Raw genomic sequence first — 26,831 nt, forward strand, 5'->3', positions numbered from 1 at the left:
GCACATAGGGAAATGAGTCACATTCGCGTCAGCACAGCGCGCCGAGAGGGAACCCAACATGCCAGCCAACGATGTGATCGTCGCGTCCACAGCCGCGGACGCCGAGGCGGTCGACGCCATCAAGAGTCATCACGCGCAGCTCGCCGGGCGGCTTGCGGTCCTCACCGACGCGATGCTGTGGGCGGTCGAGCGCGGTGCGGACTTCGAGCCGGCGCGACAAGGCGCCCTGGCCTTCCTGACCGGCGAGCTGCTGCCGCACGCCACCGCCGAAGAGGAGCGCCTGTACCCGGCCGCCGCCCGCACCGAGCGCGCGCGGCCCCTGGTCGAAGCGATGGTCGCGGTGCACCGCATCATCGGCTCACTCGTCGAGCGCATCCGCATCGAGCCGCCGCTGCGGGCGGCCGCGTCCGGCCACGCCCTGCGGGTGCTGTTCGACGCGCACCTCACCGACGAGAACGAGCGGATCCTCCCGATCGTGGCCGCCGACCCCGAGGTTTCCCTCGTCGAGGTGACCCACGGCATGCACGAACTCCTCGGCCACCACCACGCCACGACCGGTGCCGAGCCGGCGCACAGCTGCGGCTGCGGCGAAACCGATACCGACGATCCCGTGCTCGACGTCCGCGACGTGCCGCACTCGATCCGGCACGCCACCGTGTTCGGCGCGTTCGACGCCGTTCCGGTGGGCGGCGCCCTGGTGCTGGTGGCGCCGCACGATCCGGTTCCCCTGCTGCGCCAACTCGACCAACGCGCTGCGGGCGGGATCGGCGTGGACTACGAGCAGCGTGGGCCGGAGGCGTGGCGGCTGCGGCTGACCAAGTGGTAGGCGGCCGCCGACGCGGCGGTGCCTAGTCTTTGCGGGACAGCGCCGCGCGCGGGCAGTCCGCGATGGCCTTCTCGGCGAGCGCCTCCTGTTCGGCGGGGACCGGGTCGGCGATCACCACGGCGTACTCATCGTCGTCGAGTGCGAACACCTCGGGCGCGGCTTTGACGCAGAGGGCATTGCCTTCGCACCGATCACGGTCTACCACGACGCGCATGAGAATCCTCCTTCGATGCGAGTTCGGCAGGTTGCATATGCTGCGCACCCGCCTGCTGGCACACCCATCCCTCGGGGGTCCGGCCGGTCCGGATGAACCGGCTCAATTCCGCGCTGGCCTGCGGTGGCAGGTCGGTGTCGGCGTGCGGGTAAATGATGGGTTCCTCTTTGGAGTTGTGCCGCTGAAGTTGATCCAGCAGCTGACGGCAGGTGTGCTCCAGTTGCCGGCCGTCGGCGCCCTCGGCGAGAAGGCGCGTCAGGGTGTCCATGGTTTGCCACAGCTCACCATGCTCACGCATCATCACGAAGATCGGCATGACCATTCCCGCCTCACGGATCGGCGGGAACAGCAACGTTTCTTCGAGATAGATGTGCCGGCGCAGCGCGTCGAGCGCCACCGTCAAGGCGTCGGCCCGCACGCTGCCACCGTCGAGCTCCCGGATGAAATCCTCTATCTGAGAGTCGATTTCGTAATGCTCGCGCTCCAACGCGGCAGACAACACCGGGTCGGCCATCGTGATGCCCCTGCCCGTCAGTGCGCCGCGCGGGACGATTCGAGCTCGTCGAGCGTGGCGTCGACGCTGATCTCGGCGCCGGCAAACAATCGCGACACCGGACACAACTCAGCGGCCTGGTCGACCACGGCCGCGAACGTTTCGGCGTCCAGGCCGGCGACCTGCGCGGTGACCTTCAGCCGCGAAGACGTGATCGTCGGGACCCCGTCGACAGCATCCAGGGTCACGGTGGCCACGACGTCCAGTCGCTGTGGCGGGGTGTGGTTCTCGCCCAGCTTCAACGACAAGGCCATCGCGAAACACGACGAATGCGCCGCCGCCGCCAGCTCTTCCGGGCTGGTCTTTCCGCCGGGCTGCTCGGTTCGGGCGGCCCAGGTCAACGGCAGGCCGTCCAGCGCTCCGCTGCTGCCGTTCGACAGCCTTCCTTCCCCCGACGCCAGCGGACCCTCCCACCGGGTCTGCGTGCTCCGCTCCGCAATGGTCATGGTCGACGACGACTCCTTCGTCCGGGACCCAGGGGGTCAGTTTTTACAACCTCGATTTGTGTAAACTCTAGACGGTCGTCGGTGCGTTGGCCAGAGCCACGGTCAACGATGTGCGCACGTGTCGCCCCCGGCGCGATCGGCGACGGTTCTGATCTCTTCGATGATGCTGGGCCACAGCGGCTTTGGCAGGTCATGGCCCATACCCGGCAGGAGCACCAGCGTCGCGTCGGGAATGGCCTCGGCTATCGCGCGTCCGCCTGCGCAACGGATCAGCCGGTCGTCCCGGCCGTGCAGGACGACGGCGGGGATGCGCAATCTGGCGAGGTCAGGTCGGCGGTCGGTGTGGGCCAGCATCGCGGCGGCTTGGCGGGCCCGCGCGGCCGGATCGAATCCTCCCCGGGCATACATCAGTTCGCCGAGGTGACGCAGCCAGGCTTCGTCACGGGGATAGCCGGGCGAACCGATGACGCGGTGCTGGCGCACGAGCCGTTCGCCCGCCTCGGCGGGTCCGCGCGGTGGTTGTCCACCCAGCACGCCGGGAACGGTCCGCGAGAGGCGCAGCATGGTCATCACGCTCAGCCGACCGATGTCCGGTGACGGCGTCGCGCTGACGCAGGTGAGCGAGCGGACTCGCGTGGGGTGGTCGATGGCCAGTGTCTGCGCGATCATGGCGCCCATCGAGTGCCCCACGATGTGAGCAGAGGCCCAGCCCAGCGCGTCGAGGACGGCGGCCGCGTCCTTGGCCATGTCCTCGAGCCCGTAGGGGGGGGCGCCCGGATCGCGCCGTGCCCTCCGCCGGGACGGAGCCCGAACCCCGTCCAGGTGGGTCGACCGACCCGAATCGCGGTTGTCAAACCGTGCGACGTGAAATCCGTTCCGTAGCAAGGCCGCACAGAATTCGTCGTGCCAATAATGCTTGTCGGCCGCGAGGCCGCTGATCAACAGCAACGGTTCCCCGACGCGGCCGATGCACTCGTAACAGAGGTGAATACCGTTGCGGTGGACGGTGAATTCCCGCATAGGCGGCGAGAGACTGGCCGGTCGGCTACTCACCCGATGCGCGCTAATTGCTCAGACTCCTTCGACCATTCCACCACGCGGGAAAGCCTCCGCCGCGGGGTTGGCGGCAACGGATCGACGTTGACCGGCACCCAGCCCACCCGGATCAGCATCTGTGGATATCCGTCGACGCCGAACACGTTGGAGCGGACCGCTTCCCGGGTGGTCGGGATCTCCAGGGGTTCGGTGATCGGGCAACTCGCCAGTCCCAACCTCGTCGCGGTCAGCAGTACCGCGCTGGCCGCTTCGCCGGCGCGGAGCTGAGCCAGACGGTCGTCGGCCTCGGTGCCCAGCGCCAGGATGGCGGCGTTGTCTGCGGCGGGCGAGGCTCCCAGCGGCTGCGCCAGCCCGGGTCCGGCGAAGATGCGGCCGGGTATCCGCACACTGCAGTCGTGCTCCGGGATATTGCGGGACGGGACACCCGCCCTCGAGCCGTACCGCCCGCTCCACATGGTGAGCTCGACGAGGTAGTCACGGTTGGTGGCGTGATTCCGCGCAGCTTGCTTCACGATCTTGGTCAGCTTGTCCATGGCGTCGACCGGGCGCAAGATGACCCCCATCCGGGTGGCGAGATCAACCATCGCGGCGATGTCACTCGCCGGCACCGGAGAGGCGCCGTAAATTCGCCGATCAGACCGGCGTCGCGAGATCCCCTCCGCCAGCGCGACATCGGTGTGATCGGGGGTACGGGGGGACACCTCGATGGCCGCGAGGTGGCTGGGGTCATCCGGGTCGGGTAGGCGATGCACCTCGGCATGCCACCCCGTCGCCGCTAACGCGACGACGCAATGGTTCAGCGTCGCACCGCAGCTCAGCATCGCGTCACGGCCGTCCGGGTCGGTGTTGGGCAACTGGACGCGCGGGTCGGAGTAGAGGTGCAGGCTCGTTCGGTCCACCCGCCACCGCCAGGGTTGCGTGTTGTAGATGGAAGGCGCCCGGGTGGCCAGTGTGAGGACCGCGTTGAGCGTCTCGGCATCGGGGAATTGAGTGCTCATGGCTGGGGCCTTCCCTGCTCGGACCCGGTAACGACTTAGCCTGACGACCAGGTGTTATTATTAATGAATAATATCCTTTAAATAGGTAAAAAGCAACAGGTCGAGAGGACGTATGGGTGGACGACCACTAAGGGGACGGGGCCGTGCAGCCGCACCGCGCGGGTCGCAACCGGCAGCGCCAACGCGTTCTTGAACTGGTGCGTGAACACGACGAGCCGGTCGACGCGGCCGAACTCGCCGCCCGGTTGGGACTGCACAAGACGACGGTGCGTTTCCACCTCGACGCGTTGTGTGGTGACGGAGTCGTCGAGCGCATCCGGATCGCGCGGGCCGGTGTCGGTCGTCCCCGCACCGGGTACCTCGCGGTGCGGGAGCGCTTGGACTATCGCACCCTGGCCGAGATCTTGGCGCTCGAACTGGGCGACACCGTCGCCGAGCGTCGTCGCCGCGCCGAAGCCGCCGGGCGGCGATGGGCCGACCGCACCATGAGTGACGATGCGGCGAGACAACAGGTTTCAGACGGCGCCGAACCCAGGACGGCCCTCGAGGAGCGAGCGTCGATGATTGCGAAAGTTTTTGACCGGATGGGATTCGGTCCCGAGCTCACCCAGCCGGAAACATCGACGAGCGGCGAGCAGCGGACCATCCAGCTACACAGCTGCCCGGTCCGGGATCTGGCCCGCGCGCATCCCGAGGTGGCATGCGCCATGCACCACGGAATGCTGCGCGGCCTGCTCGCGAATGCTGCTGCCCGCAAGGGTGATTCAGCTTCTTCACGTTCGGTGATGCGGGCCGAGCTCGAACCTTTCGTCGAACCCGAACTGTGCCTTGCCCGGGTGATCGCGCATGACTGACTCGCACGCGCAGGCCGGTCAAGCGGTCGCCGACCTCGCCGACCGCTCCGATATCGAGGCGCTGTTGCGCCGGTTCTACGGCCGGGTGATGCTCGACGACACCCTTGGCGAGCCGTTCGCCGAGTTGCGCGACAGGGGCCTGGACTCGCACATTCCGGTGATGGCCGACTTCTGGGAGACCGCGCTCTTCGGTGCCGGACTCTACCGCGGCAGCGCGTTGCGGGCCCACCGGCATGTCCATCACCGAACTCCGTTGAGCGGCCGGCACTTTGTGCGATGGCTGGTGGTGTGGAACGACACGGTCGATGCGATGTTCGAGGGGCCCATCGCCGAGCGCGCGAAGACCCAGGGCGCCAGGATCGCCTGGGCCATGCACCGACGACTAACGGGCACGGACACGCCGGAACTGGACGCCCTGATCGCACGCTGAACTGGTGCCGCCGGCGACGTGTACGGGCGCCCGTCCCGAACTAACGGTCCCTTCTGCCCAGGGTCCGCGACGGCCGCGCGACGAGCAGCGCCTGCCGCGAACCGCGAAGCTCCGCCGCGAGGTCGTGCTCGAGCGCCGGAACTTCCAATCCCCGGCGGCGCAACTGTCGATCGAGCGCCGCGATGAACAGGCCCTCACCCTTACGGCGGCATCCCAGGACGGCCCGTTCGTTCATGACGTCGCGAGTGAGGGCGGCGGCCGGACAGGCCGCGACCACCTCCAGCGAGGCCCGCATATCCAACGTGCTGGTCACCCCACACGATGGCGAGGCGCCGATCCCGACCACGCCGGCGACCGTGATCCCGGAACGCTCGTAGTCGGCGACGTCGCGAACGACCCGCCGTGCCAGTCGCCGATAGACGAGGCGGGTCCAGAGCATGAACGCGCGCAGCAATGGACCGCGGAGCGGATACAGCAAGCCTCCCTTGGAGGAGTACAGGAGCAGGCTGTGGGGCTTGAGTACCCCGCCCCACGCCAGCCGCTCGGGGCACGGCAGCTGGTGGATCCCGTAACCCGCGCTGATCAGCTCCTCGACCGCCTCCGGCACGGCGCCAGGTCGCGTTGCGCCGCCGGCGTAACGCGTGTTCTCGTTCAGCAGACAGTGCGAGACGAGCACAACGCGCCGGCCGCGCTCGTCACGAAGTTGGTCGAGCAGCAGCTCCGGTCGTCTGCCACGCATACCGAGAGCATCGACATTCGCTCGACCATTCAGTAGGGGCCAAGGTCACCGAAGGCCGATTCCCCGATCAACGGGTGAGAAAAGTTCAGGACCAGGGGCCGGGGAAGTGGCCGTCCTGGTCTTGCACCATCACGATGTCCTTGCAATCGCCGTTCAGCGCCGCGGCATTCTCGCCGCGGCATACCAGAGTCCAGCCCGATATCCGCGCGAACGGGCGGACGGACCAGGTGGTGGCAACCGGATCGGTGGCGGGCAGCGCCAGGACGGCAAACGTATTGCCGGCCTTGGTGATGTAGAGGTGGTCTTCGAAGAACGCCACCTTGGCGATCGACATCTGCTTCGCCTCATCCCGCGTCTTCAAGAAATCCCACTGCTGGCTGCGCAGGTTCCACACCCCGAAGCCGAACGGCGAGTTGTCCGAATCATGGCCGTCGACAAACAGTTTCCCGTCGGACAACGTCGCGGACAGCCCGCCACCGGGGATGCGATCGGAGTCGCCGATCTTGATGACGGCCTTCGCGTTCAGGTCGTAGAACATGGTCGACCGCACCGGCGGATTGTAGGAATCCCAGTGCGTGATCTTCACCAGTTTGTCTGGCCCGTCGGATAATTCGGCGTCCACGCTGCCGATGTCGTTGTCCTGATAGATGGTCTCTCCGTTGGGCCGGCGCAGCTCGGCGCCCGAGGTCTTGGCGGGGTCGGTGTTGCGCTGGAACGCAAGGACGTCCTGCCAGGCGCGTGCGGATTGCGGGTCGTTCCACGGCATCGACAGGTCGGCGCCGGAAAGGAGCACGGTCCGCGGCGGCGAATTGGGGGCGTGCCCGTCGGTGAAGGCTTTGATCCACGCCACCCCCGCGGCGGTGGAGGACAGCCCCCAGTCCTGCGCCGGGGTCAACTTGAGGTCCGGGGCCGGCGGTTGCAGCTCTTTGGTGGTCAGCGGTTGGCCCGCCTTGGAGTCGAAGGCGTACGCGGTCGACTTGGTGACCTCCGGTTGTTGGGCTTGGGCGGTTTTGACGGTCGTGACGATGTAGACGACCTTCATGTCGTCGGCGGTGCCCGTCAGCGCGCACATGGCGCCGACGAGGTTCTCGCCGGCGGCAACCGCCGGAACGGCCGGAGCGACGTATTGCCCGGTCTTCGGATCGAAGACTTTCGGGCGGATCTGCTCGAGTGCGGATTTGCCGAACGCAAATTTCTCGGGACAACCGAAGTACGCCGTTCCGCCATAGATTTTCCAATCCTTTTCCAGCGGACCCGTTATCGCCGCCGGCGAGGGAACGGAGCTGGTGGCGGTTTTCGACGAAGAGGTCGAGGTAGTCGGCGTCGCCGCGGGCGGGGAAGCGGTTTCCGAACAGGACGCGACCCCCAGGCAGGCGACCGACGCGACAAGGGCAAGCCCATATTTGGGCACGGTTTGCCCCGCAAACGCGCTCATCAACACCCCCGTTAAGTTCGTGTGACCAACGAGCGTAAAGCGGGCCGGGACCGACCGCGACTTGCGTCAGGCGTTCTTCGTCACACGGAGCCCCCGCCCGCCTATCGGTCGAACTCGATGGGCAGGCTCTTCGGGCCGCTCAGGCTCACCATCGGCTTCCACGGAACCGGCCCGGTGACGCGCGGGTTGAGCAGCCGGCCTGCGATGACGTTCAGCGCCTCGGCGAGCTCGCGCCGGGCCAGGTTGGCGCCCAGGCAGTAATGCACACCGCCGCCGAAGGTCAAGATCGGCGGCGCCGCCTCGCGCGTGATGTCCACCCGGTCCGGGTCGTCGTACACCGCCGGGTCACGGTTGGCCGCGGCGGTGTTCACCAGGACCATGGTGCCGGCGGGAAAGAGGTAGCCGTCGAGCTCGGCGTCCTCGGCCACCAGGCGAACGGTTCCGCACGCGATCGGCGAGTGGCGCATGGTCTCCTCGACGGCGCGCATCGCCAGCTCGGGGTGCTCCTTGAGCAGGCCCCATTGCCCCGGGTGCTCGCAGAGGAGGTGCACCGAGGCGGCCACCTGGTTCCGGGTGGTGTCCGTCCCCGCCAGCAGCAGGCCGCCGGCCAGCATCCGCAGTTCCGCGGTGTTGAGCCGGTCGCCGTCGTCCTCGGCGCGAATCAGGTCGGAAAGCAGGTCATCGGTCAGGCTGTGCCGCCGCCGCGCCACCATGTCGTCGACGTAGTCGTCGAGTTCGCCCCACGCCCGCATCACGACAGGCTCGACCTCCCGGAGGTCGACGCTGAAGCTGAAGGCCTTGAAGACGTCGTCCGCCCACAACGAAAACTGTTGCCAGTCCTCGCGCGGAGCGCCGAGCAATGCGCAGATGATCGGGACCGGGTAGGGGCGCGCGAGGTCGGTGACGACGTCGCAGCGGCCCGCGTCGATGACGCTGTCGACGAGCTCGTTCATCACGTCGGCCATCGTGTCGTGCAGCCGCAGGGTCGCGCGGGGCGTGAACGCCTTGGACGTCAGGCTGCGCAGCCGATGGTGCGCGTCGCCCTCCAGACACAGCAGGCTGTTGGTCACCTTGTCCCACAGCGGGCCCGAGGTGACGCCCTGGACGAGCAGATTGATCCCGGGCGGGATCTGGAACCGCGCGTCGCGAAGAACGGAGCGGACCAGGCGGTAGGAGAGGACTTCGGGTCCGTGCGGTCCGATGGCGACGGGAGCGCGCCGTTGCGCCGCCTGCAGGCGGGGATAGACGTCGGCCGGGGTTTCTTCGGGGCCGTAGTCCAGCGTCGGCAGATCGGCGTCGAAAACGCTTGTGGGAGCGGTACCGACGGTCATGAGGGTCTCCTCAAGGTCGCGCCGAGGTTCGCGACAACTTTCGCACAATGTATGGCCGAGCCGGGTTGAATGTCAACGACGGCGGCAGGCCCAACGGCGTCGGCCATACAAAGCAGAACGTATGTGTGGCCACCGCCACCGCACCCGGGCGCGCTACCTGCGCTGCACAACGCGAAGCAGCTGGCCGCCGATCAGCGCCACGGCGAAGACGCCGCCGGTCACTCCCGAAATGAGCAGTGGCAGTTGGCCGTTAGAGCCCCACAAAAATCCCGCCCACAACCCCGCCACCAGCACGGCCAGTCCGATGCCGCCCTGGAACACGCCCTGCGCGCTGGCCTGATGCTCCTGGTCGACCAGCCCGGAAATCCAGGCCTTCCCGACGCCGTCGGTGCACCCGGTGAACATCCCGTAGGCGCCGATCAGCAGCCATGCCGTCACGGTGTCGGTGGTCAGTCCGAGGCCGATATAGCCGATCGCGAAGAATGCCAGGCCGAGGCCGAACAACGCCGGCCTGCCGATGCGGTCGGCGAGCGCGCCGGCCGGGTAGCTCGCCAATGCATACACCGCGTTGTATCCGACATACGCCAGGATCACGCCCACCACCGAGAAGCCAATCTCGTTGAGGCGCAACAACAAGAGGGCGTCCGGAAAGTTCACCATACTGAAGACCACGAGTAGCGCAGTCACCCCCCAGTACGGTTGGGGCAACGAGCCCACGCCGGCCCACATCGACTGCCGCTGCGCTCGCGGAGCGTGACGGCCGCGCTCGCGCACCAGAAAGACGAGCGCCACGGACAGGACAGCGGGCACTATCGCGACATACAGCAACGGCGGGATGCGGTGGTCCAGCAGCTCGTAACCCGCCAGCCCGAGCAGCGGACCGAAGACGGCGCCAAAGGTGTCCATCGCGCGGTGGAAGCCGAAGACCCGGCCACGCAGGGCGTCGTCCACGTCGTCCACCAGCAGTGCGTCGCGGGGCGCGCCGCGAACGCCCTTGCCCAGCCGATCGACGACGCGACCGGCCAGCACCCCCGGCCACGCCGCGGCCGCCGCGATGATGACCTTCCCGAGCGCGGCCATCCCGTAACCGGTGGCGATCAACGGGCGCCGGGCAAACCTGTCGCCCAGCGGTCCCGCGGCGAGTTTTGTCAGCGACGCCGCGCCCTCGGCCGCGCCCTCGACGGCTCCCACCACCGACGGCGGCGCACCCAGCACGGCCGTCAGGTAGATCGGCAACAGCGGATATAACAGCTCACTGGCGGTGTCCTGCAGGAACGACACCCCGGAGAGCACCCGGACGTTGCGGGTGAGCCAGCGCGACCCCGAGGCGATTTCACTCTGGGGCACGAAGCCGCACCATCCGCGTTGTCGATGTCTCGTCCAGCTCGGCGAGATCGGATCGCGAACGCAGGAAATCGCTGAATGACCGGAATCCCAAAGACCTTTCGCTGAACGACGGGTCCATCCGCTTCATCTGTGCCTTCACCGCGGAGTTGTGCAGCCAATCGGCGTCGTCCTTCTCCAGGCCGATCTGCAGCGCGCGCGTCAGCAGCGCGGTGGCGGCGGCCTGCGGATCGGGTGGCTCCGGTTCCTCGGGCTGCGCCGCCTTGGCGCGCCCGGCCCGACGCTTGGCCGGCTTCGCCTCGGCGCCGGCGTCCGCGGGCGCGGGTTGCAGCGCCGGCACGCCCGGCAGCGAGTCGTAGATGACGAACTCGTCGCAGGCGGCCGCCAGCGCCCGGCTCGACGCGCCGGCCACCCCGATGCCCACCACGTACCGGCCGAGCCTCTTACAGCGCTGGGCCAGCGGGATGTAGTCGGAGTCGCCGGCCACGATCACCACGTGGGTCAGGTCGGGCAGCCGGAACATGTCCTCGACCGCGTCGACGGCCAGCCGGATATCGGCGGCGTTCTTGCCGTAGGCCGCCGCGGGGAACAACTGCACCAGATCGACCGCGCGGCCCACCAACTGCCCGCGGTACCCGGCGTTGATGTCCGCCGACCAGTCCGCGTAGGCGCGGGTGAGCACCAGGGTCCCGAACGACGACGCGAAGTCGAGGATCGCGCCGACGTCGACGGTGGCCCGGTCCAGCCGCTCGGCATAATGCTCAAGGCCCTTGGCTTTGTCCCGCTGGAACGAGCTGCGGCCATGAACCTGGTCGTATCGCGAGATCACGATGTTGTCGAAGTCGAGGTAGACGGCCACGCGGGCGGCAACCGGTTCGGTCATGGACTAAATCATCGCTGAGGTCTCCGGCACCGTGGGGGCCGGAAGCGGTTTCCGTCACGATTTGTCCCGGCGCGGCCATAACGAGCGCCAGAGCGGGTACCCATGGCCAATGGGCCAGTTGAAGTATCTCGAGCTGCATGGCGATCGGGTCGCCTACCGTGACGAGGGCGACGGTGAGGTGCTCCTGCTCATCCATGGCATGGCGGGCAGTTCGGTGACGTGGCGGTCGGTGATACCGCCGCTGTCGAAGAAATTCCGGGTCATCGCCCCGGACCTGCTCGGCCATGGCGAATCGGCGAAGCCCCGCACGGACTATTCGTTGGGCGCCTTCGCGGTCTGGCTCCGTGACCTGCTCGACGAACTCGGCGTCAGCCAGGCCACCCTGGTCGGTCAGTCGCTCGGCGGTGGGGTCGCGATGCAGTTCGTCTATCAGCATCCCGACTACGCCAAGCGGCTGATCCTAATCAGCAGCGGCGGCCTCGGTCCCGACGTCGGTTGGGTGTTGCGGCTGCTCTCGGCGCCCGGGGCGGAGCTGGTATTGCCGATCATCGCGCCGAAGCCCGTCCTGTCCGTCGGCAACCGGCTCAGGACGTGGTTGACAAGCGCGGGCATCCGGTCGCCGCGCGGGGCCGAGCTATGGAGTGCCTACTCGTCGCTGGCCGATGGCGAGACGCGCCAGTCGTTTCTGCGGACGCTGCGCTCGGTGGTCGACTACCGCGGGCAGGCGGTCAGCGCGCTGAACAGGCTGCGGCTGCGTGAGAACCTACCGGTCATGGCGATCTGGGGCGAGCGTGACGGCATCATCCCCGTGGACCACGCGTACGCCGCGCACGAGGCCCGCACCGACGCCAGGCTCGAAATCCTGCCCGACGTCGGCCACTTCGCACAGGTGGAGGCGCCGAACCAGGTGGTGGAGCTGATCGAGGACTTCATCGCTAACGGCGAGCGCCACCAAACGGCGGCCACCCGGCTGCGGCTGTCATCCGAGGCATAGCTTCACCACGCAAGCCGGTCATAAGATTACGGCGATGCGCAAAGCCGCACGTACGGCGCTTCCACCGGGGCCCCGGCTGCCCCGGGCGGTACAGGCGGCGCTCATGCTGTACCGCGGGTCGCACTTCGTCGCCGCCTGCCGCCGTCGTTACGGGAGTGTGTTCACGCTGCGCGTCGCGGGAATGGGCACTGTGGTGTATCTGGCCGACCCGGCCGACATCAAGACGGTGTTTGCCGGCGATCCGCGCGTCTTCCATGCCGGCGAAGCGAACTCGATGCTCAGCGGGTTGCTCGGCGACACCTCCCTTCTGGTGATCGACGAAGACGTCCACCGGGATCGGCGGCGTCTGATGCTGCCGCCATTTCATCGCGACGCCGTCGCACGCCAAGCCGGGCTGATGGCCGAGATCGCCGCGGCGAACGTCGCCGGATGGCCGGTGGGCAAGAGCTTCGCGGCCGCCCCCAAAATGGCGGAGATCACCCTCGAGGTGATCCTGCGCACGGTCATCGGCGCCACGGACCCGGCCCGGCTCGCGGCGCTCCGCGCGATCATGCCGCGGCTGCTCACCGTGGGTTCGTGGGCGACACTGGCGCTGGCGAAGCCGGAGCTGCAGCGCCACCTCCCGTGGCGAGGGCTGCGTCGGCGAATGGCCGAAGCCGACCGCCTGCTCTACGCGGAGATCGCCGAGCGTCGCGCGGACCCCGACCTGGCCGACCGCACCGACGTGCTGGCCATGCTGGTACGCGCCGGCGACGACGGGCACACGATGTCCGACCGTGAGCTGCGGGATCAGCTGATGACGCTGCTGGTGGCCGGGCACGACACCACCGCGAACGGGTTGTCCTGGGCGCTCGAGCGACTGACCCGCCACCCGGCCGTGCTGGCCAAGGCCGTGGCCGCCGCTGAGGCCGGCGCGGCGGGCGATCCGGCCGGCGACGAGTATCTCGACGCGCTGGTGAAGGAGACGTTGCGGATCCGTCCGGTGGTCTTCGACGTGGGGCGGGTGCTCACCGGGCCGGCCGACGTGGCCGGCTACCGGCTGCCCGCCGGGGTCATGGTGGCGCCCGGAATGGGGCTGGTGCACACGAGCGCGTCGGTGTACCCGGATCCGCACCGATTCGACCCCGACCGCATGCTGGGCGCCACGCTGAGCCCGACGACCTGGTTCCCGTTCGGCGGCGGCAACCGCCGCTGTCTGGGCGCCGGCTTCGCCATGGTCGAGATGCGCGTGGTGTTGCGTGAGATTCTGCGCCGCGCCGAGCTGTGCACGACGGGGGCGGCCGATGAACGCCAGAAGCTGAAATTCGTTGTCCTGGTGCCGCATCGCGGCGCTCGCATTCGCGTGAGGGCGATCAGAGACGTCCCCGCCACAGTGCCCGGGGCCACACGGACACCGGCCCGGTAGCTAGATGCCGTAGTCCGGCAGCTCGAAGTCGTCACGCACGCTGCCCGCGAAAAGCGTTGCCAGGGCACCGAAATTCATCGTGCGCAGCGCCAGGTTTCGGAACCACAGCCCGAATCGGGTCCGGGTGGCGAAGAACCCGATGTAGCGGGCCGCGCCGCCCTGCTTGCTCGCAATGAAGGGGCGTAGGCGCGTTTCGTAGGCGTCGAAGGCGCGGCGGTAGTCGCCTCCGGCGCGCGTGAGTTCGCTGGCCAGCACATAGGCTTCGGTGATCGCCAGGCCGGTGCCCTCGCCGCCGAGCAGCGAAATGCATCCCGCCGCATCGCCGATCAACAGCACCCGGCCGCGCGACCATTTGTTCATCCTGATCTGACTGACGACGTCGAAGTACAGGTCGTCCACATCGTCGAGCGCAGCCAGCATGCCGTTGGCCTCCCAGCCGCAGTCGCCAAAGGTGTTGCCTAACTGTTCTTTTGGTGGCACACCGGGGTCGCCGTGTTCGGCCCGAAAGATGAACAAGAACGTGGTGCGGTCGCCGCGAAGAGCGAAACGCGCCAGCTGCCGCCCGGGCGTGGCGTAGGTGACGTAGGCCAACTCGTCGCGTGGCCGGTAGCCCTCGACCACGCAGGCCGCGACCTTGCATCCCAGATAGTGCTCGAATTGTCGCTCCGCCCCGAAGACCAGGCGGCGCACATTTGAATGCAGTCCGTCGGCGCCGATCACCAGGTCGAATTCCCTGGTGCCGCCGCTGTCGAAGGTGAGCCGGACGCCGTCGTCGTGCTCGTCGACGGAGGCGATGCTGTCGCCGAAGATCGTTTCGACCTTGCCCTCGATGGTGGTGTAAATCGCGGCGGCCAGGTCGCCACGCGGCAGGCTGGTGAAGTCGGTGCCGAGGAGCCGGCGAAAGACGTTGACGTCGACGTCCGCCTTGACCTCGCCGCGCGAGCCCACCGACCGGAGCCGTTCCATCTCGTAACCCGCTGCGCGGATCGGCCCCTCGATGCCCATGCGCTTGGCCACCTGGTAGCCGACGCCCCAGAAGTCGATCATGTAGCCGCCGGTGCGGAAGTGTGGGGCCTGCTCGATCAGCGTCGGCGTGTGGCCGGTCCGGTGCAGCCAGTGCGCGAGCGCCGCCCCGGCCACGCCGGCACCGCTGATGGCGATCCTCATGGTGGCCTCTACGCTCGCACCCGCGTTGTCAAACTCGTTGCTGACCCAGGCCGCGCGAACCCCGGTAATCGACCTGCCAGTGCTTGATGCCGTTGATGAACGACGACCGCAGCCGCTCGGGATTCGCCAGCGGGGCCAGGTCGGGCACGTGATCGGCGAGCGCGTTGAACATCAGGTCGATCGTCATGCGCGCCAGGTTCGCGCCGATGCAGTAGTGCGCTCCCGTCCCGCCAAAGCCGACGTGCGGGTTCGGGCTGCGCGAGACGTTGAAGGCATACGGGTCGTCGAAGACCTCTTCGTCGAAGTTGGCCGAGCGGTAGAACAGCACCACCCGCTGACCCTTGCTGATCGGAACCCCGCCGAGCTCGGTGTCCTCGCACGCGGTGCGCTGAAACGCCGTGATCGGTGTCGCCCAACGGATGATCTCGTCGGCCGCGGTCTTGGGCCGCCGCGCCTTGAACACCTCCCACTGCGCAGGGTGGTCGGTGAAGGCCATCATTCCCTGCGTGATCGAGTTGCGGGTCGTCTCGTTTCCGGCGACGGCCAGCGTGACCACGAACATGCCGAACTCCGCCTCCGACAGGCGCTGCCCCTCGGCGTCGGCCCGGATCAGCGTGGTGACGATGTCGTCCCCCGGATTTTCCCGTTTTCGCGCGGCCAATTGCATTGCATACCACATCAACTCGCCCGCAGACGTCAGCGCGTCGTTGTCGGCGAACTCCGGGTCGTCGCTGCCGATCATGTTGTTGGTCCAGTCGAACAGCTTGTCGTAGTCCTCGTGCGGGACCCCCAGCAGCCCGCAGATGGCCTGCAGGGGCAACTCGCAGGCGACCTGGCGGACGAAGTCGCCGGAACCGGCGGCCGCGGCTTCGGTGACGATGCGCCGCGCCCGCTCGGACAGTTCTGCACGCAGCCGCTCGACCGCGCGGGGCGTGAAGGCCCGCGAGACGATCTTGCGCAACCGGCTGTGCTCGGGGTTGTCCATCATGATCATCGACGCCCGCCCCGCCTCAATCTGGCCCGCCGCCAACTCTTCCCGGTACCGGGGGACGATCGACTTGGTGGCCGAGGAAAAGACGTCGCTGCGCAGCGAGACGTCGCGGACGTCGCGGTGCTTGGTCACCGCCCAGTAGCCACCGTCGCCGAACCCGCCCGCACCGGGCGCCTGCTCGTTCCACCAGATCGGTTCCGTGGCACGCAGTTCGGCGAACTCGCGCACCGGCAGCCGGTGGGCGTAGATGTCGGGGTCGGTGAAATCAAAACCCGGCGGGAGGTTCGGTGTGGCCATCGGATTTTTCCTGGCGACTATTGGGATCGGTAGCAAAGCCGGCGTGTCTTACTGCCAGCACCATAAAGCCGAAACCTGAAGAAAAGAAGCCTCCATGAAAACCATTGCGATGGTGGCGGCCGCCCTCGCCGCCGGCGCGCTGGCGACGGCCGGTTGCGCGCAGGCCGAGGTCACCGCGGCGCCCATCCCGAGCCACGTCCGCCCGTTGCAGCCGCCCCCGGCCCCGCAGTCCGACCCCGAATCGGAAGTCGCGGAGCTGCAGCGGCAGGTGGCCGACCTGCACGACAACTGGGACAACCTCACCCCGGCGCAACGACAGCAACGGGTGGCGCAACTGCAGCAGCAGGCCACGACGGTGTCCAACGACGTACAAAACCTTCCGCCGGCGCAACGGCCCGGGGTGGAACTGCGGCTGTTGCAAACCATGTTTGCGCTGTTCGACTTGGTGCGAAAGGCTCAGGGGCCCAATCAGCCCTGCTATTTCCCGGCCTGCCTACCCGGCCTCTGAAATCCGTCAGTGTGGAATTCTGCGCCGGCGGTTTCGCGCCCGCCGAGGTTGGTGGCCGCGGTCACGACGGCGCGCTCGATTTGCCGGAGGGCGTGTACCGCGGTGAGGAATGGCCGGGTATCGGGGCGCGGTTGGGCCCGTGATCCCGCCTCGCCATCGCGCTGCCGGGCCAGGGTTTCGGCGGCGTCGAGGTGGTCGGCCGCCGAGACCATGGTCGGCGCGCCGCCGCTACCGATGGCGGCCGCCAGCGCGTCGATGTTGCGCCGCGTCTGGGCCGCGGCGGCCGAGAAGGCTTGGGCCAGTTCAACGGCAAGGGGTTGCGAACCCAGCCGGTCCCGGTATTGCTCGCTGCTGCGCGCCAGGCTGCGGCCGTACTGGTCGCACGCGGCGAAGATGCGCAGCGCGCGGCGGATGCTGCGCCGTCCGGCCAGCCCGGCGACCCCCGCCACCAGCGGCTTGGCGGTGACCCGGAACTGCTGGAGGTCCCGTCCGAGCTGGCGTGCCTGCTCGGACGGGCTCACGGTCTTGGCTTCACCGAACATGGTCGAGGTGGACACGTCGATCAGCGTCGACAGGCTGGCCAGAAACGTCCGGGTGTCGTCGCGGATCGCGGCTCTGGTGTGGGTGGGCAGCACGACGACCGCCACGGTGACTCCGATGACCGCGCCGAGCGCGGTCTCTTCGATCCGCAACATCAGTACGCCGAATGAGAATTGGCCGAGCAAGCCGTATAGCAACGCCAGCATCGTGGTGATCCAGAAGGTCATCAGGCTGTAGGTGACCGTCATGAAATAGAAGGCGCAGAACAGGCACACGAAGATGCCCGCGAGCGCGGCCGTCCTGTCGCCGGCGAGCAGCGTGGCCACCAACACGCCGCACGGCACGCCGAGCAAGGTACCGAGCAGGCGTTGCCAGCCTTTGGTCAAGGTTTCGCCCGACGAATTGGTGCCGGCGAAGATGACGAACGCGGCGATCACCGCCCAATACCAGCGGGCCGGCGACACCAGCTCGCCGACGACGATGGCCAGCGATGCGGCGACGGTGACCTGGATGGCTTGACGGGTGGTCGGCCGCAGGCCCTGGGGTCGTGCTTCCTCGGCCGGCTCGGCGGCGTCCTCTGGGGCCGCGCCGTCGCAGGCCGGCGGACGCTCGCCGTCCGTGCTCCCCACGGCGCCCGCCCCGCGGTCGACGATGGCCCGCACGTCGGAAGTCGCTGTGGCGGCGTTGATTATCGCCAGGGCGAGGCGGCGCACGGCGGCGCTACCCGGGTCGTCGTCCGCGGGATCGCACTGCTCGTCCAGCAGCCGTTGCGCTTGGGCGGCGGCTCGCTGAAGGCCATCAGGCTCGGGCAGGCGGATGGCCCGCGCCAGCCGCGAGAGCGCGTCGACGAGCGCGGCCCGGGTTTGTGCGGGTATCGCGCTCGGGTTCTCCGCGGCCAGCGTCGCGGCCCGTCGGCCGGCCGTCGCCACCCATTCGATGGCCAGCTCGGCGTCCAGGAGCCAGGGGGCCAATTGTTCGGCGGTGACACCCGGCCATAGCGTGGCGGGGTCGGCCTTGTCCTCGATCTGGCTCTGCACCATCAGGGCGGTCTCGTTGAGCCGAGTCGTCCGCGCCCGCATGCGACGACGCCGCCGTTCGTCGAGGCGGCCCGTGCGCACGGCTTCCGCCGTGGTGTCGACGACGATCGCCATTCGGGCCCGCAACGCCCGGATGGTCGCCCGCAGCACGCGCTCGGGCCGATCGGGCATGACGTAGGTGGTCATCACGTACGTGCACACCGCGCCCACCGCGACCGCCCCGATCATCCACGGCAGCTCCGAGATGCGTGCTCGCAGATACAACGTGAAGAAGTAGGACATGAACGCGACCATGCCCAGCGCCCTGCCCCGCGCCCCGAAGCGGCGAATGTACGCCGCGGTGAACACGACCACCACGAACACCACGTCGCTGACCACCTGGTGGGACGCGAGCACCGCGGCGGCCGTGATGGATACGGCGGCGGGCACGGGCAACAGCGCCATGGTGATCCGCTGCTGGCGCGGGTCCGGCTCATTGACGGATCGCGACGCGACCATGGTGATGACCACGCCCAGCAAGGCGACGGTCAGTGGCTGCCCCGTCGCCCGGGTCAGGACGTAAAGGGCCAGCAGCGAACAGCCGAGTGCGGCCGTGGTCCGAGTCGCCATCCGCAGCCGAAGCAAACCGGGATCGGAGCCAATCACCCAGTTGCTGGCTTGGTCATAAAGAACAGCGATCGCCGCGCCCCCTTGTCGCCTGCTGGACCCATCATGGTTACCCGAACTGCGGCACGGCGGCCAGGCTAGTCTTCGACATCGTGACAGCGCCGACGCGGGCGAAGCTGGCCGACGGCCGCGACCTGCTGTTCTTCGCGCTGCCCGGGCACCGTCCGGCGCCGGTCGAAGACCGTAGGCCGCTGCCGGCGCGCGACGAGCAGCGGACCGAGTTGCGGTTCGACCGGACAACGGGGCAGTGGGTGATCGTCGCGGCGCTGCGCCAGGATCGCACCTACAAGCCGCCCCCGGACCAGTGTCCGCTGTGCCCCGGCCCGAGCGGCCTGACCAGCGAGGTGCCCGCCCCGGACTACGACGTCGTGGTGTTCGAGAACCGGTTCCCCAGCCTGTCCGGCGCCGGCCCCGCACTCGGGCCCGCCGGTGACGGCTTCGTGTCCGTGCCGGGGCAGGGCCGCTGCGAGGTGATCTGCTTCTCCAGCAAGCACACCGGCTCGTTCGCGGAACTGGAGCCGCCGCACGCCCGGCTGGTCATCGAGGCGTGGCGGCACCGCACCGGCGACCTCATGTCCACCCCGGGCATCGAGCAGGTGTTCTGCTTCGAGAACCGCGGCGAGGAGATCGGGGTGACGCTGACCCACCCGCACGGCCAGATCTTCGGCTATCCGTATCTGACGCCGCGCACCGCCGCGATGCTCGACCAGGCACGCGAGCACCGAACGCGCCACGGCACCAATCTCTTTGCCGACCTACTGGCCGGTGAAGTCGCCGACGGCAGCCGAATCGTCGCCCGCGACGACCTGTTCACCGCGTTCGTGCCGTTCGCCGCGCGCTGGCCGGTCGAGGTGCACATCTACCCGAACAGGTTGGTGCGCAACATCATCGAACTCGGTGAGGAGGAACTCGACGGATTCGCGCGGGTCTACCTCGACGTGCTGAGGCGATTCGACAAGATGTATTCCGCACCGCTGCCCTATATTTCGGCGTTGCACCAGTACGCCGACACCGACGCGCAGGCGGACGGCTACTTCCACGTCGAATTGATGTCGATCCGGCGCAGCGCCACCAAGCTCAAGTACCTGGCGGCCTCCGAGTCGGCGATGGACGCGTTCATCAGCGATGTCACGCCCGAAAGCGTGGCCCGGCGGCTGCGGGACCTTGGATGACGGTGTCCTACGCCGCCCCCGGGCGGATCAATCTGATCGGGGAGCACACCGATTACAACCTGGGGTTCGCGCTGCCGATCGCGCTGCCGCAACGCACGGTGGTGAGGTTCACGCCCAACGGCGGTGACGCGATCACCGTGGCCAGCGACCAAGCGGACGGCTCGGTGCGCATTCCGCTCGACACCGTTCCCGGTGGTGTGGCCGGCTGGGCCGCCTACGTGGCCGGGGTGGTGTGGGCGCTGCGTCAGGCCGGCCACCCGGTGCCCGGCGGCGCGATGCGGATCACCAGCGACGTGCAGATTGGGTCGGGCCTGTCGTCGTCGGCGGCGCTGGAGTGCGCGGCGCTGGGCGCCATCGTGGTCGCCGCCGGCGTGCGCATCGACGCGAAAGAGCAGGCGCGGCTCGCCCAGCGCGCCGAGAACGACTACGTCGGCGCCCCAACGGGTTTGCTCGATCAGCTGGCGTCGCTGTTCGGCCGGCCGTCGACGGCGCTGCTGATCGATTTCCGCGATCTCACGGTCGCGCCGGTCGCCTTCGACCCGGACGCCGCCGGTGTGGCGCTGCTGCTCATCGACTCGCGCGCCCGGCACAGCCACGCCGGCGGCGACTATGCCGCGCGGCGCGCGTCGTGCGAGCGGGCGGCCGCGGATCTCGGGGTGTCCTCGCTGCGCGAGGTCCAGGACCGCGGGCCGTCCGCCGTCGCCGCGGTGCGCGACCCGGTCGACGCCCGCCGGGCCCGCCACGTGTTGAGCGAGAATCAACGCGTGCTCGATTGCGTTGCGGCGCTGGGTGATTCGGACTTCACCGAAGCCGGGCGGCTCTTCAACACCTCGCACGCGTCCATGCGTGACGACTTCGAGATCACCACCGAGCACATCGACCTGATCGCCGACACCGCGGTGCGGGCGGGCGCCCTGGGCGCGCGGATGACCGGCGGGGGATTCGGGGGTTGCGTGATTGCGCTGGTCCCCGCCGAGCGCACCGGCGCGGTCGACGAGGCGGTGCGGCGCGCGGTGGGCGGCGCCGGTTTTCAGCAGCCGGTGATCACCCGAACCCACGCCGCCGCGGGCGCGGGGCCGTGTGAGTGAACGAGCCGACCGGGTACGTCGAAGTTCGGGTGTACGCCGAACTCAACGACTTCCTGGCGCCCGAGTCGCGCGGGGCGACGGTGCGCCGCCCGTTCCGGCCGCACCAGACCGTCAAGGACGTGCTGGAGGCGATGGGCATCCCGCACACCGAGGTAGGCCTCATCATGGTGAACGGGTCCCCGTGTGCCTTCGCCCACCGCCCCGGTTTCGGCGACCGTATCGCCGCCTATCCCGGGCCACAGCGGCTCCGCGACCCGAGGTTCGTCGTCGACGTCAACCTCGGTCGGCTGGCGTGGCTGTTGCGCCTGCTCGGATTCGACGTGTGGTGGTCGAATGACGCGGACGACAAGACGTTGGCCGACATCAGCGGCGGGCAACGCCGGATCCTGCTGACCCGTGATCGCGGCCTCTTGAAGCGCCGCGCCGTCACCCACGGCCTGTTCGTTCGCTCCCACGATCCCGAGCAGCAGGCGCTCGACGTCCTGCGACGGTTGGATTTGGGCCAGCGGCTGGCGCCGCTGACCCGCTGCGTGCGCTGCAATGGCGCGCTGACCCGGGTCAGCAAGGGCGAGGTAATCGATCAGCTGGAGCCGCGCACGCGCCGGTACTACGAGGAGTTCAGCCGGTGCACGGAATGCGGGCGGGTCTACTGGCCCGGGTCCCACTACGCGAAATTGGTCCGGCTGGTCGACAGGCTGCGTGAGCAGCTCGATTGACCCGACGGGGCGGTCGAATAGTTGTAACGTAACGGGTATGGGGCCAATCCTGTGCGCGGTGTGCGGTGTCGCCTTCGCGGCCCGGTCCGACGCCGTGTACTGCTCGTCGGCGTGCCGGCAAAGGGCTCATCGCGCCCGTTCGGCGCGCCGGACGGCCGTGCTCCGGGAGACCCTCCGGCGCAGCGCCGGGGCCCCCCGGGGGACATACTCCGAGGCCGCTAGATCGCTGCGGCTTTCTGTCGCCAGCTCCATGCAGCGCTCGCACCAACAGCTCGAGCGGTCACGCGAACTGTGTCGCGCGACCGAGATCCGGCTGCGGGAAAGCGAGGCCATCCGGCAAGAATCGCTCGGGAAGCGATCGGCGGCCAAATCGGACACGGAGCGTGTGCGGTGGCGTCTGAACTAGACGGCCAGACAGCCGCGGTTGAGCAGGCCCTGGCCGGCGGTACGCCCCAGCGGGCCGGCTGGTTTCGCTTCTATTTCGAAGACCAGCGCTGGGAATGGTCCGATCAGGTGCATCGGATGCACGGCTACGAACCCGGAACGGTGACTCCGACGACCGAGCTGGTGATTGCCCACAAGCACCCGAGCGATCGCCATCACGTGTCCGCAACCATCGACGACATGATCGAACGCCGGCAGGTGTTCAGCACCAGGCACCGCATCGTCGACGCCCGCGGCAAGACCCATGACGTGGTCGTGGTGGGTGATGAGTTGTGCGACAGCAACGGCGACGTCATCGGCACCCACGGCTTCTATGTCGACGTCACACCGACATCCAGCCGCAAGCGCGAGGAGAACATCAGCGCGAAGGTGGCCGAAATATCCGAGCGTCGCGGCGCCATCGACCGGACCAAGGGGATGCTGATGTTGGTCTACGGGGTCGACGAGATGGCGGCGTTCAACCTGCTCAAATCGTTGTCGCAGGTGCGCAACATGAAGCTGGCGGTCCTCGCCGAGCAAATCGCGAAAGACTTCACCGAGTTGGGCAAGCAGGTCATCGCGTCGCGCTCGCGGTTCGACCAACGCCTGCTCACGGCGCACCTGCGGGCGTCCGGCTCCGACGAGCAGCGGCTACCCGGCCGGAGTCAGGCGCACCGCTGAAAGGTGCATCCGGTCGACCGCCTCGGTGAACTCTTCACGCGTCGGCATGCGTTGATCGCGGAACTTCAGCCCGATCATCCGTTGTGCGCGCCGGACGCCGTAGGACTCGGCGCAGCGCGCATAGAGGTCGGAGACGACGTCGCGGTCGCGGATGAGCTCGCCGCGCATCGCGGTCGTCTTGCCGTCGTAGACGACTTGGGCGGGCGCGCCATCGCGGAAGTTCTGCTTCCAGGGAGCGCCGGTCAACGCGTAGAGCTGACCGTCGATCACGTGGGCGCTCAACGGAAGTGAGAACTGCCGCCCCGTTTTTCGCCCGGTGAAGCCCAGCACCATCAGCTGCTTGCGGGCGGATCCGGCGAGCGGCGTGCGCAGCAGGAAACCCATCATCGGGTTGATGAAGCGCAGCAGCGCCGACGGTGGGTGCCCCGCGTCTATCGCATATGACTGCTCTGGCATGCGTTTAATTAATCCCGTTCTGCGGCCCGGCGATGACGTGACGGCGCCGCGCAACGTCCCGTGGCGCCGTCACGTTCGTCGGTTACGGCGTGATGGTGGTCTGGTCGTCGATGACCTTGGTGACGTCCATCAACGGGCCCTGATCGGCTTGTGGCCCGTCGGCGTTGAGCTGGAGCACGTAGACCGCGCCCTGGCTGGGGATCACCACGGTTTTCTGCGCGATGACGCGGGTGGTGCCGTCTCGCTCGTACGTGCCACCGAGCTGCCACGCCTGGAAGCCGGCGAGCGTGGACGCTTTGCCGTCACCGCCGTCGTATCCGGGCAGGTTCTGCACCTCGCCAGGGGCGTACTGGATGATCTTGGCCGGGTCCACGTCGCCGGTGAGCCTGGAGAACAGGGCGGTAACGGTGGGCGGGTCGTTGGGGTTGCTGGGCTGGGTGGAGACGATGCCGCCGTACGACGAGCCGGCGTTCTGGTTGAGCTGCCAGCCGGGGGGCACCGGCAGGTCGACGTTCGGGCCGGGATCGCCGTGATGAACCGGCGTCTCGGTGATGTGGTTGTCCTTGACGTAGTCGGCGATGGTGTACTTGGCTTTCGCGACCGGTGTCGTGCTCGTCGCGGACGACGTCGTCGATGTCGACGTGGATGTGGTCGTCGAGGTCGACGATTGGCTGCCGGATTTGTGGTCGCTGCCGCAACCGGCGAGCGCTAAACTCAGCGCCACGGAAATGGTTGCTATTGTCGAATGTTTCATAAATCCAATCTCCCGAAAATTGGTGCCGGTACGAGCGCCGGCGACGCCGAGATGACAGTAGCCGAAATGGTGTGCGTGTTTGCCGGTATTTTTGGCAACTTTGTGGGCGGTGCCGCGCCCGGCCCGCAAATCGTTATCCAATTCGGCCGGGAAACACCCACCGAATTCACCGTCGTCCAGTAAGAGACAGGTATGCGGTCACGGAGGGCCATCGTCGCGCTGCTGGCGGCGTCGGTCGTCTTCATGGCGTTCATCGCCGCGGCGCCGCCGCTTGCCTACGATGGCGAGCCGGCGTTCGTGGCGAATCCGGTCGACCACGTCGCCACGCTCATCGGCACCGGGACGGGCGGCGCGAGGGTAGGGGAGATCAACAACTTCCCCGGCGCCACTGTGCCGTTCGGAATGGTGCAGTACTCGCCGGACACCGTGGGCAACTACGCCGGCTACAACTACGACAACTCACGCGCTACCGGGTTCAGCATGACCCACGCCTCGGTGGGCTGCGCCGCGTTCGGCGACATCTCAATGCTGCCGACGACCAACGGAATTGGCTTGCAACCCTGGAAGGCCTGGGAACGGATCGCCCACGACGACACCGAACAGGGCATGCCCGGCTACTACACGGTGCGCTTCCCGGACACCGGGGTGAAGGCGGAACTCACCGCCACCACGCGCACGGGCGTCGGCCGATTCAGCTACCCCCGCGACGGCCGCCCGGCCCTGTTCCAGGTGCGCTCCGGTGCGTCGCTGGCGGGCAACTCCCGCGCGACCATCCAGATCGGGGAGGACAACACCACGATCACGGGCTGGGCCACCAGCGGCGGATTCTGCGGCAAGAACAACACCTACACGGTTTATTTTGCGATGAAGTTCAGCCAGCCTTTCACCTCTTACGGGGCGTGGGACGGCTTAGCGGTCTATCCTGGTGCGCGCAGCGCGAATTCGTCGTACAGCGGCGGATACCTGCAATTCCCGGCCGGAGCGGTGCTCGAGGTGCGGACCGCCATCTCCTACGTCGGCATCGACGGGGCGCGCGCGAACCTGGCGGCCGAGGGCGCGGCGAGCTTCGACGACATGCGCGCCGCGGCGGCGCGGGACTGGAACGCCAGCCTGTCTCGCATCGCCGTCGCCGGCAGGAACGTCGACGACCTGGAGACCTTCTACACCTCCCTGTACCGATCGCTGTTGCACCCCAACACCTTCAACGACGTGGACGGACGCTACATCGGATTCGACGGCGCCGTGCACACCGTGGCCGCGGGGCACACGCAGTACGCCAACTTCTCCGACTGGGACACCTACCGCTGCCTGGCGGCGTTGCAGGCGCTGCTCTTCCCGGACCGGGCGAGCGATATGGCCCAATCGCTGGTGAACGATGCCGAGCAGAGCGGGGCGCTGCCACGCTGGCCAGTGGCCAACGCCGCGACCGCCGAGATGACCGGAGACAACGTGGTCCCACTCATCGTGAACTTTCACGCCTTCGGGGCCGAGGATTTCGACACCCAGGCGGCGCTGCGCTACATGGTGAATGCGGCGACGAAAGGCGGTGTCGGGCTTAACGGTTACGTCGAGCGACCGGGAATCAACACGTATCTGCAATTCGGCTACGCACCGTTCTCCTTCGAGTTCCGCACCGACGGCTGGATCGCCGACGCGTCGATCACGCTGGAGTGGTCGGTCGACGACTTCGCCATCTCGCGGTTCGCCGCATCGCTCGGCGACACGGCGACCGCCGCCGAATTCCAGGCCCGGTCGCAGTACTGGCAGAACCTGTTCAACCCCACCACCCGCTACATTTCGCCCCGCAGTTGGACCACCTTCTTCCACGCGGGCCCGGCGTTCGTGGTGTCACCCTCGGACTTCGGCCAGATCGGATTCGACGAGGGCAACGCCGCGCAATACGTCTGGTGGGTGCCGCACAACGTCGACGGCCTGGTGACGGCCCTCGGCGGCCGCCAGGCGGTGGCCGGGCGGCTCGACGGCTTCACCAAGAAGCTCAACGTCGGCCCGAACGAGCCCTATCTGTGGGCCGGTAACGAACCGGGTTTCGGGGTGCCGTGGCTGTACAACTACATCGGCCAACCGTGGAAGACCCAGCGCACCGTCGACCGGGTGCGCGGGCTGTTCGGCCCGACGCCCGACGGCGAGCCGGGCAACGACGACCTGGGCGCGCTGGCCAGCTGGTACGTCTGGGCGGCCCTGGGCCTCTATCCGAGCACCCCGGGAACGTCGATCCTCACCGTGGCCGCACCGCTCTTCGATCGCGCCCTGATCGCGCTTCCCGGCGGCAAAGCCATTCGGATCTCCGCGCCGGGCGCGTCCGGACCGCACCACCTCAACTACATCAGCGGCCTGCGCGTCGACGGCCGGGGCACCGATCACACGTGGTTGCCCGAGTCATTCGTCCGCACCGGCGGGGAGCTGGCCTTCTCGCTCGCCGCCTATCCGGACAGGCGTTGGGGCACAAGTGAGTCCTCGGCGCCGCCGTCGTTCGGTGCGGGCAGCTCCGCCGTGACCGTCAACATCCCCGACCCCATCGTCACCATCCCGCCGGGAACCAAGGGCTCCGTGAAACTCGACGCTCAACGCATGGTCGGTGACGCCGGCGGCTACATCGTCACTGGCACCGCCTCGGCCGCCGGGATCACCGTGACGCCCACGGCGGGCCAGTTCTCCTCCGACGGGTCGGCGACCATCGACGTACCCATCACGGTCGCACGATCGGTGTCCGAGCAGTACTACCTGGTCTATTTGACCTCCGCGGTCGGCCAAAGTGCCCGCACCTCAATTATTCTCGTGGTTGTGCAATCCCCATATAGCTGATTCC

At 68.1% G+C, this 26,831-nt stretch carries 27 protein-coding genes; 12 read left to right on the forward strand and 15 right to left on the reverse strand.

Translation table 11 applies throughout. The features are described 5' to 3' along the window. Positions 1–58: 58 nt before the first annotated feature. Positions 59–826 (forward strand): DUF2249 domain-containing protein, encoded by a 768-nt coding sequence (locus KXD96_RS07210; protein ID WP_260743868.1) that lies wholly within the window; start codon positions 59–61, stop codon positions 824–826. Between the two features lie 22 nt (positions 827–848). Here the strand turns inward: KXD96_RS07210 and KXD96_RS07215 are convergent, their stop codons facing one another. The 5 genes from KXD96_RS07215 to KXD96_RS07235 all read right to left on the reverse strand — a co-directional run bounded on the left by KXD96_RS07215 (position 849) and on the right by KXD96_RS07235 (position 4,093). Further along, complete coding sequence (locus KXD96_RS07215; protein ID WP_260743869.1) at positions 849–1,040, reverse strand: ferredoxin; 192 nt, start codon at positions 1,038–1,040, stop codon at positions 849–851. After that, positions 1,018–1,554: a hemerythrin domain-containing protein gene (locus tag KXD96_RS07220; RefSeq protein ID WP_260743870.1), complete on the reverse strand. Its 537-nt coding sequence runs from the start codon at positions 1,552–1,554 to the stop codon at positions 1,018–1,020. Before KXD96_RS07220 ends, KXD96_RS07215 begins: the two co-directional genes overlap by 23 nt. Positions 1,555–1,571: 17 nt before the next feature. Next, positions 1,572–2,039 (reverse strand): OsmC family peroxiredoxin, encoded by a 468-nt coding sequence (locus KXD96_RS07225; RefSeq protein WP_260743871.1) that lies wholly within the window; start codon positions 2,037–2,039, stop codon positions 1,572–1,574. Between the two features lie 102 nt (positions 2,040–2,141). After that, positions 2,142–3,059, reverse strand: coding sequence for an alpha/beta fold hydrolase (locus KXD96_RS07230; protein WP_260743872.1), 918 nt, complete (start codon positions 3,057–3,059; stop codon positions 2,142–2,144). 29 nt (positions 3,060–3,088) lie between these two features. Continuing rightward, entirely contained in the window at positions 3,089–4,093 is a 1,005-nt protein-coding gene (locus tag KXD96_RS07235; RefSeq protein ID WP_260743873.1) for an Acg family FMN-binding oxidoreductase, read from the reverse strand. Between the two features lie 143 nt (positions 4,094–4,236). Here KXD96_RS07235 and KXD96_RS07240 point away from each other — a divergent pair, with 143 nt between their 5' ends. Beyond that, complete coding sequence (locus KXD96_RS07240) at positions 4,237–4,947, forward strand: metalloregulator ArsR/SmtB family transcription factor (RefSeq protein ID WP_396878158.1); 711 nt, start codon at positions 4,237–4,239, stop codon at positions 4,945–4,947. Further along, positions 4,940–5,377: a group III truncated hemoglobin gene (locus tag KXD96_RS07245; RefSeq protein ID WP_260743875.1), complete on the forward strand. Its 438-nt coding sequence runs from the start codon at positions 4,940–4,942 to the stop codon at positions 5,375–5,377. The genes KXD96_RS07240 and KXD96_RS07245 overlap by 8 nt, the downstream gene beginning before the upstream one ends. Before the next feature lie 40 nt (positions 5,378–5,417). Here the strand turns inward: KXD96_RS07245 and KXD96_RS07250 are convergent, their stop codons facing one another. From KXD96_RS07250 to KXD96_RS07270, 5 genes are all read right to left on the reverse strand, one after another. Continuing rightward, the gene (locus KXD96_RS07250; RefSeq protein WP_260743876.1) at positions 5,418–6,116 is read right to left on the reverse strand and encodes a 2-thiouracil desulfurase family protein; all 699 of its coding nucleotides are present in this window, start codon (positions 6,114–6,116) and stop codon (positions 5,418–5,420) included. A gap of 85 nt (positions 6,117–6,201) precedes the next feature. Next, entirely contained in the window at positions 6,202–7,551 is a 1,350-nt protein-coding gene (locus tag KXD96_RS07255; RefSeq protein ID WP_260743877.1) for a hypothetical protein, read from the reverse strand. A gap of 101 nt (positions 7,552–7,652) precedes the next feature. Continuing rightward, positions 7,653–8,882: a cytochrome P450 gene (locus KXD96_RS07260; protein WP_260743878.1), complete on the reverse strand. Its 1,230-nt coding sequence runs from the start codon at positions 8,880–8,882 to the stop codon at positions 7,653–7,655. Between the two features lie 153 nt (positions 8,883–9,035). After that, positions 9,036–10,214: an MFS transporter gene (locus tag KXD96_RS07265; RefSeq protein ID WP_260745262.1), complete on the reverse strand. Its 1,179-nt coding sequence runs from the start codon at positions 10,212–10,214 to the stop codon at positions 9,036–9,038. 1 nt (position 10,215) lies between these two features. Next, positions 10,216–11,109, reverse strand: coding sequence for an NYN domain-containing protein (locus tag KXD96_RS07270; RefSeq protein ID WP_260743879.1), 894 nt, complete (start codon positions 11,107–11,109; stop codon positions 10,216–10,218). Positions 11,110–11,218: 109 nt separating this feature from the next. Here KXD96_RS07270 and KXD96_RS07275 point away from each other — a divergent pair, with 109 nt between their 5' ends. Both KXD96_RS07275 and KXD96_RS07280 read left to right on the forward strand, forming a co-directional pair. After that, positions 11,219–12,103, forward strand: a complete 885-nt coding sequence (locus tag KXD96_RS07275; RefSeq protein WP_260743880.1) for an alpha/beta fold hydrolase — start codon at positions 11,219–11,221, stop codon at positions 12,101–12,103. 34 nt (positions 12,104–12,137) lie between these two features. Further along, a complete protein-coding gene (locus KXD96_RS07280) occupies positions 12,138–13,508 on the forward strand; it encodes a cytochrome P450 (RefSeq protein ID WP_260743881.1) in 1,371 nt (456 codons plus the stop codon). Here KXD96_RS07280 and KXD96_RS07285 read toward each other — a convergent pair whose 3' ends face one another. Both KXD96_RS07285 and KXD96_RS07290 read right to left on the reverse strand, forming a co-directional pair. After that, a complete protein-coding gene (locus tag KXD96_RS07285; protein ID WP_260743882.1) occupies positions 13,509–14,675 on the reverse strand; it encodes an FAD-binding domain in 1,167 nt (388 codons plus the stop codon). A 28-nt stretch (positions 14,676–14,703) separates the two neighbouring features. Next, the gene (locus KXD96_RS07290; protein WP_260743883.1) at positions 14,704–15,963 is read right to left on the reverse strand and encodes a cytochrome P450; all 1,260 of its coding nucleotides are present in this window, start codon (positions 15,961–15,963) and stop codon (positions 14,704–14,706) included. A gap of 94 nt (positions 15,964–16,057) precedes the next feature. On the opposite strand from KXD96_RS07290, the gene KXD96_RS07295 reads away from it, so the two are divergent. Beyond that, on the forward strand, positions 16,058–16,471 hold the full coding sequence (locus tag KXD96_RS07295) for a hypothetical protein (RefSeq protein WP_260743884.1): 414 nt from the start codon (positions 16,058–16,060) through the stop codon (positions 16,469–16,471). Here the strand turns inward: KXD96_RS07295 and KXD96_RS07300 are convergent. Continuing rightward, positions 16,441–18,693, reverse strand: coding sequence for an FUSC family protein (locus KXD96_RS07300; protein WP_260743885.1), 2,253 nt, complete (start codon positions 18,691–18,693; stop codon positions 16,441–16,443). The two genes, KXD96_RS07295 and KXD96_RS07300, sit on opposite strands and share 31 nt — an antisense overlap. A 113-nt stretch (positions 18,694–18,806) precedes the next feature. On the opposite strand from KXD96_RS07300, the gene galT reads away from it, so the two are divergent. The 4 genes from galT (at position 18,807) to KXD96_RS07320 (ending at position 22,794) form a co-directional block, all read left to right on the forward strand. Continuing rightward, the gene (gene galT / locus KXD96_RS07305) at positions 18,807–19,886 is read left to right on the forward strand and encodes a galactose-1-phosphate uridylyltransferase (RefSeq protein ID WP_260743886.1); all 1,080 of its coding nucleotides are present in this window, start codon (positions 18,807–18,809) and stop codon (positions 19,884–19,886) included. After that, positions 19,883–20,974: a galactokinase gene (locus KXD96_RS07310; RefSeq protein WP_260743887.1), complete on the forward strand. Its 1,092-nt coding sequence runs from the start codon at positions 19,883–19,885 to the stop codon at positions 20,972–20,974. The genes galT and KXD96_RS07310 overlap by 4 nt, the downstream gene beginning before the upstream one ends. After that, positions 20,971–21,690, forward strand: a complete 720-nt coding sequence (locus tag KXD96_RS07315; protein ID WP_260743888.1) for a Mut7-C ubiquitin/RNAse domain-containing protein — start codon at positions 20,971–20,973, stop codon at positions 21,688–21,690. Before KXD96_RS07310 ends, KXD96_RS07315 begins: the two co-directional genes overlap by 4 nt. Positions 21,691–22,080: 390 nt before the next feature. Next, the gene (locus tag KXD96_RS07320; RefSeq protein WP_260743889.1) at positions 22,081–22,794 is read left to right on the forward strand and encodes a PAS and ANTAR domain-containing protein; all 714 of its coding nucleotides are present in this window, start codon (positions 22,081–22,083) and stop codon (positions 22,792–22,794) included. Here the strand turns inward: KXD96_RS07320 and KXD96_RS07325 are convergent. Together KXD96_RS07325 and KXD96_RS07330 are read right to left on the reverse strand one after the other, a co-directional pair. Next, a complete protein-coding gene (locus tag KXD96_RS07325; protein WP_260743890.1) occupies positions 22,765–23,250 on the reverse strand; it encodes a hypothetical protein in 486 nt (161 codons plus the stop codon). The two genes, KXD96_RS07320 and KXD96_RS07325, sit on opposite strands and share 30 nt — an antisense overlap. Before the next feature lie 82 nt (positions 23,251–23,332). Then, entirely contained in the window at positions 23,333–24,004 is a 672-nt protein-coding gene (locus tag KXD96_RS07330; RefSeq protein ID WP_260743891.1) for an LpqN/LpqT family lipoprotein, read from the reverse strand. On the opposite strand from KXD96_RS07330, the gene KXD96_RS07335 reads away from it, so the two are divergent. Both KXD96_RS07335 and KXD96_RS07340 read left to right on the forward strand, forming a co-directional pair. Continuing rightward, a complete protein-coding gene (locus KXD96_RS07335; protein ID WP_260743892.1) occupies positions 23,996–24,187 on the forward strand; it encodes a hypothetical protein in 192 nt (63 codons plus the stop codon). The two genes, KXD96_RS07330 and KXD96_RS07335, sit on opposite strands and share 9 nt — an antisense overlap. A 9-nt stretch (positions 24,188–24,196) precedes the next feature. Further along, positions 24,197–26,827, forward strand: coding sequence for a GH92 family glycosyl hydrolase (locus KXD96_RS07340; protein WP_260743893.1), 2,631 nt, complete (start codon positions 24,197–24,199; stop codon positions 26,825–26,827). Positions 26,828–26,831 lie beyond the last annotated feature (4 nt).

The sequence above is a fragment of the Mycobacterium sp. SMC-2 genome (genome assembly GCF_025263485.1).
GTDB lineage: Bacteria > Actinomycetota > Actinomycetes > Mycobacteriales > Mycobacteriaceae > Mycobacterium.

What these genes read in the sequence shown, in the direction of transcription:
- KXD96_RS07260 (WP_260743878.1), bottom strand. Translation starts at nt 8,882, where the DNA reads ATGACCGTCGGTACCGCTCCCACAAGCGTTTTCGACGCCGATCTGCCG.
- KXD96_RS07235 (WP_260743873.1), bottom strand. Translation starts at nt 4,093, where the DNA reads ATGAGCACTCAATTCCCCGATGCCGAGACGCTCAACGCGGTCCTCACA.
- KXD96_RS07245 (WP_260743875.1), top strand. Translation starts at nt 4,940, where the DNA reads ATGACTGACTCGCACGCGCAGGCCGGTCAAGCGGTCGCCGACCTCGCC.
- KXD96_RS07295 (WP_260743884.1), top strand. Translation starts at nt 16,058, where the DNA reads ATGAAAACCATTGCGATGGTGGCGGCCGCCCTCGCCGCCGGCGCGCTG.
- KXD96_RS07285 (WP_260743882.1), bottom strand. Translation starts at nt 14,675, where the DNA reads ATGAGGATCGCCATCAGCGGTGCCGGCGTGGCCGGGGCGGCGCTCGCG.
- KXD96_RS07330 (WP_260743891.1), bottom strand. Translation starts at nt 24,004, where the DNA reads ATGAAACATTCGACAATAGCAACCATTTCCGTGGCGCTGAGTTTAGCG.
- KXD96_RS07220 (WP_260743870.1), bottom strand. Translation starts at nt 1,554, where the DNA reads ATGGCCGACCCGGTGTTGTCTGCCGCGTTGGAGCGCGAGCATTACGAA.
- KXD96_RS07340 (WP_260743893.1), top strand. Translation starts at nt 24,197, where the DNA reads ATGCGGTCACGGAGGGCCATCGTCGCGCTGCTGGCGGCGTCGGTCGTC.
- KXD96_RS07215 (WP_260743869.1), bottom strand. Translation starts at nt 1,040, where the DNA reads ATGCGCGTCGTGGTAGACCGTGATCGGTGCGAAGGCAATGCCCTCTGC.
- KXD96_RS07325 (WP_260743890.1), bottom strand. Translation starts at nt 23,250, where the DNA reads ATGCCAGAGCAGTCATATGCGATAGACGCGGGGCACCCACCGTCGGCG.
- KXD96_RS07210 (WP_260743868.1), top strand. Translation starts at nt 59, where the DNA reads ATGCCAGCCAACGATGTGATCGTCGCGTCCACAGCCGCGGACGCCGAG.
- KXD96_RS07275 (WP_260743880.1), top strand. Translation starts at nt 11,219, where the DNA reads ATGGGCCAGTTGAAGTATCTCGAGCTGCATGGCGATCGGGTCGCCTAC.
- KXD96_RS07250 (WP_260743876.1), bottom strand. Translation starts at nt 6,116, where the DNA reads ATGCGTGGCAGACGACCGGAGCTGCTGCTCGACCAACTTCGTGACGAG.
- KXD96_RS07270 (WP_260743879.1), bottom strand. Translation starts at nt 11,109, where the DNA reads ATGACCGAACCGGTTGCCGCCCGCGTGGCCGTCTACCTCGACTTCGAC.
- KXD96_RS07290 (WP_260743883.1), bottom strand. Translation starts at nt 15,963, where the DNA reads ATGGCCACACCGAACCTCCCGCCGGGTTTTGATTTCACCGACCCCGAC.
- KXD96_RS07225 (WP_260743871.1), bottom strand. Translation starts at nt 2,039, where the DNA reads ATGACCATTGCGGAGCGGAGCACGCAGACCCGGTGGGAGGGTCCGCTG.
- KXD96_RS07280 (WP_260743881.1), top strand. Translation starts at nt 12,138, where the DNA reads ATGCGCAAAGCCGCACGTACGGCGCTTCCACCGGGGCCCCGGCTGCCC.
- KXD96_RS07255 (WP_260743877.1), bottom strand. Translation starts at nt 7,551, where the DNA reads ATGAGCGCGTTTGCGGGGCAAACCGTGCCCAAATATGGGCTTGCCCTT.
- KXD96_RS07335 (WP_260743892.1), top strand. Translation starts at nt 23,996, where the DNA reads ATGTTTCATAAATCCAATCTCCCGAAAATTGGTGCCGGTACGAGCGCC.
- KXD96_RS07310 (WP_260743887.1), top strand. Translation starts at nt 19,883, where the DNA reads ATGACGGTGTCCTACGCCGCCCCCGGGCGGATCAATCTGATCGGGGAG.
- KXD96_RS07230 (WP_260743872.1), bottom strand. Translation starts at nt 3,059, where the DNA reads ATGCGGGAATTCACCGTCCACCGCAACGGTATTCACCTCTGTTACGAG.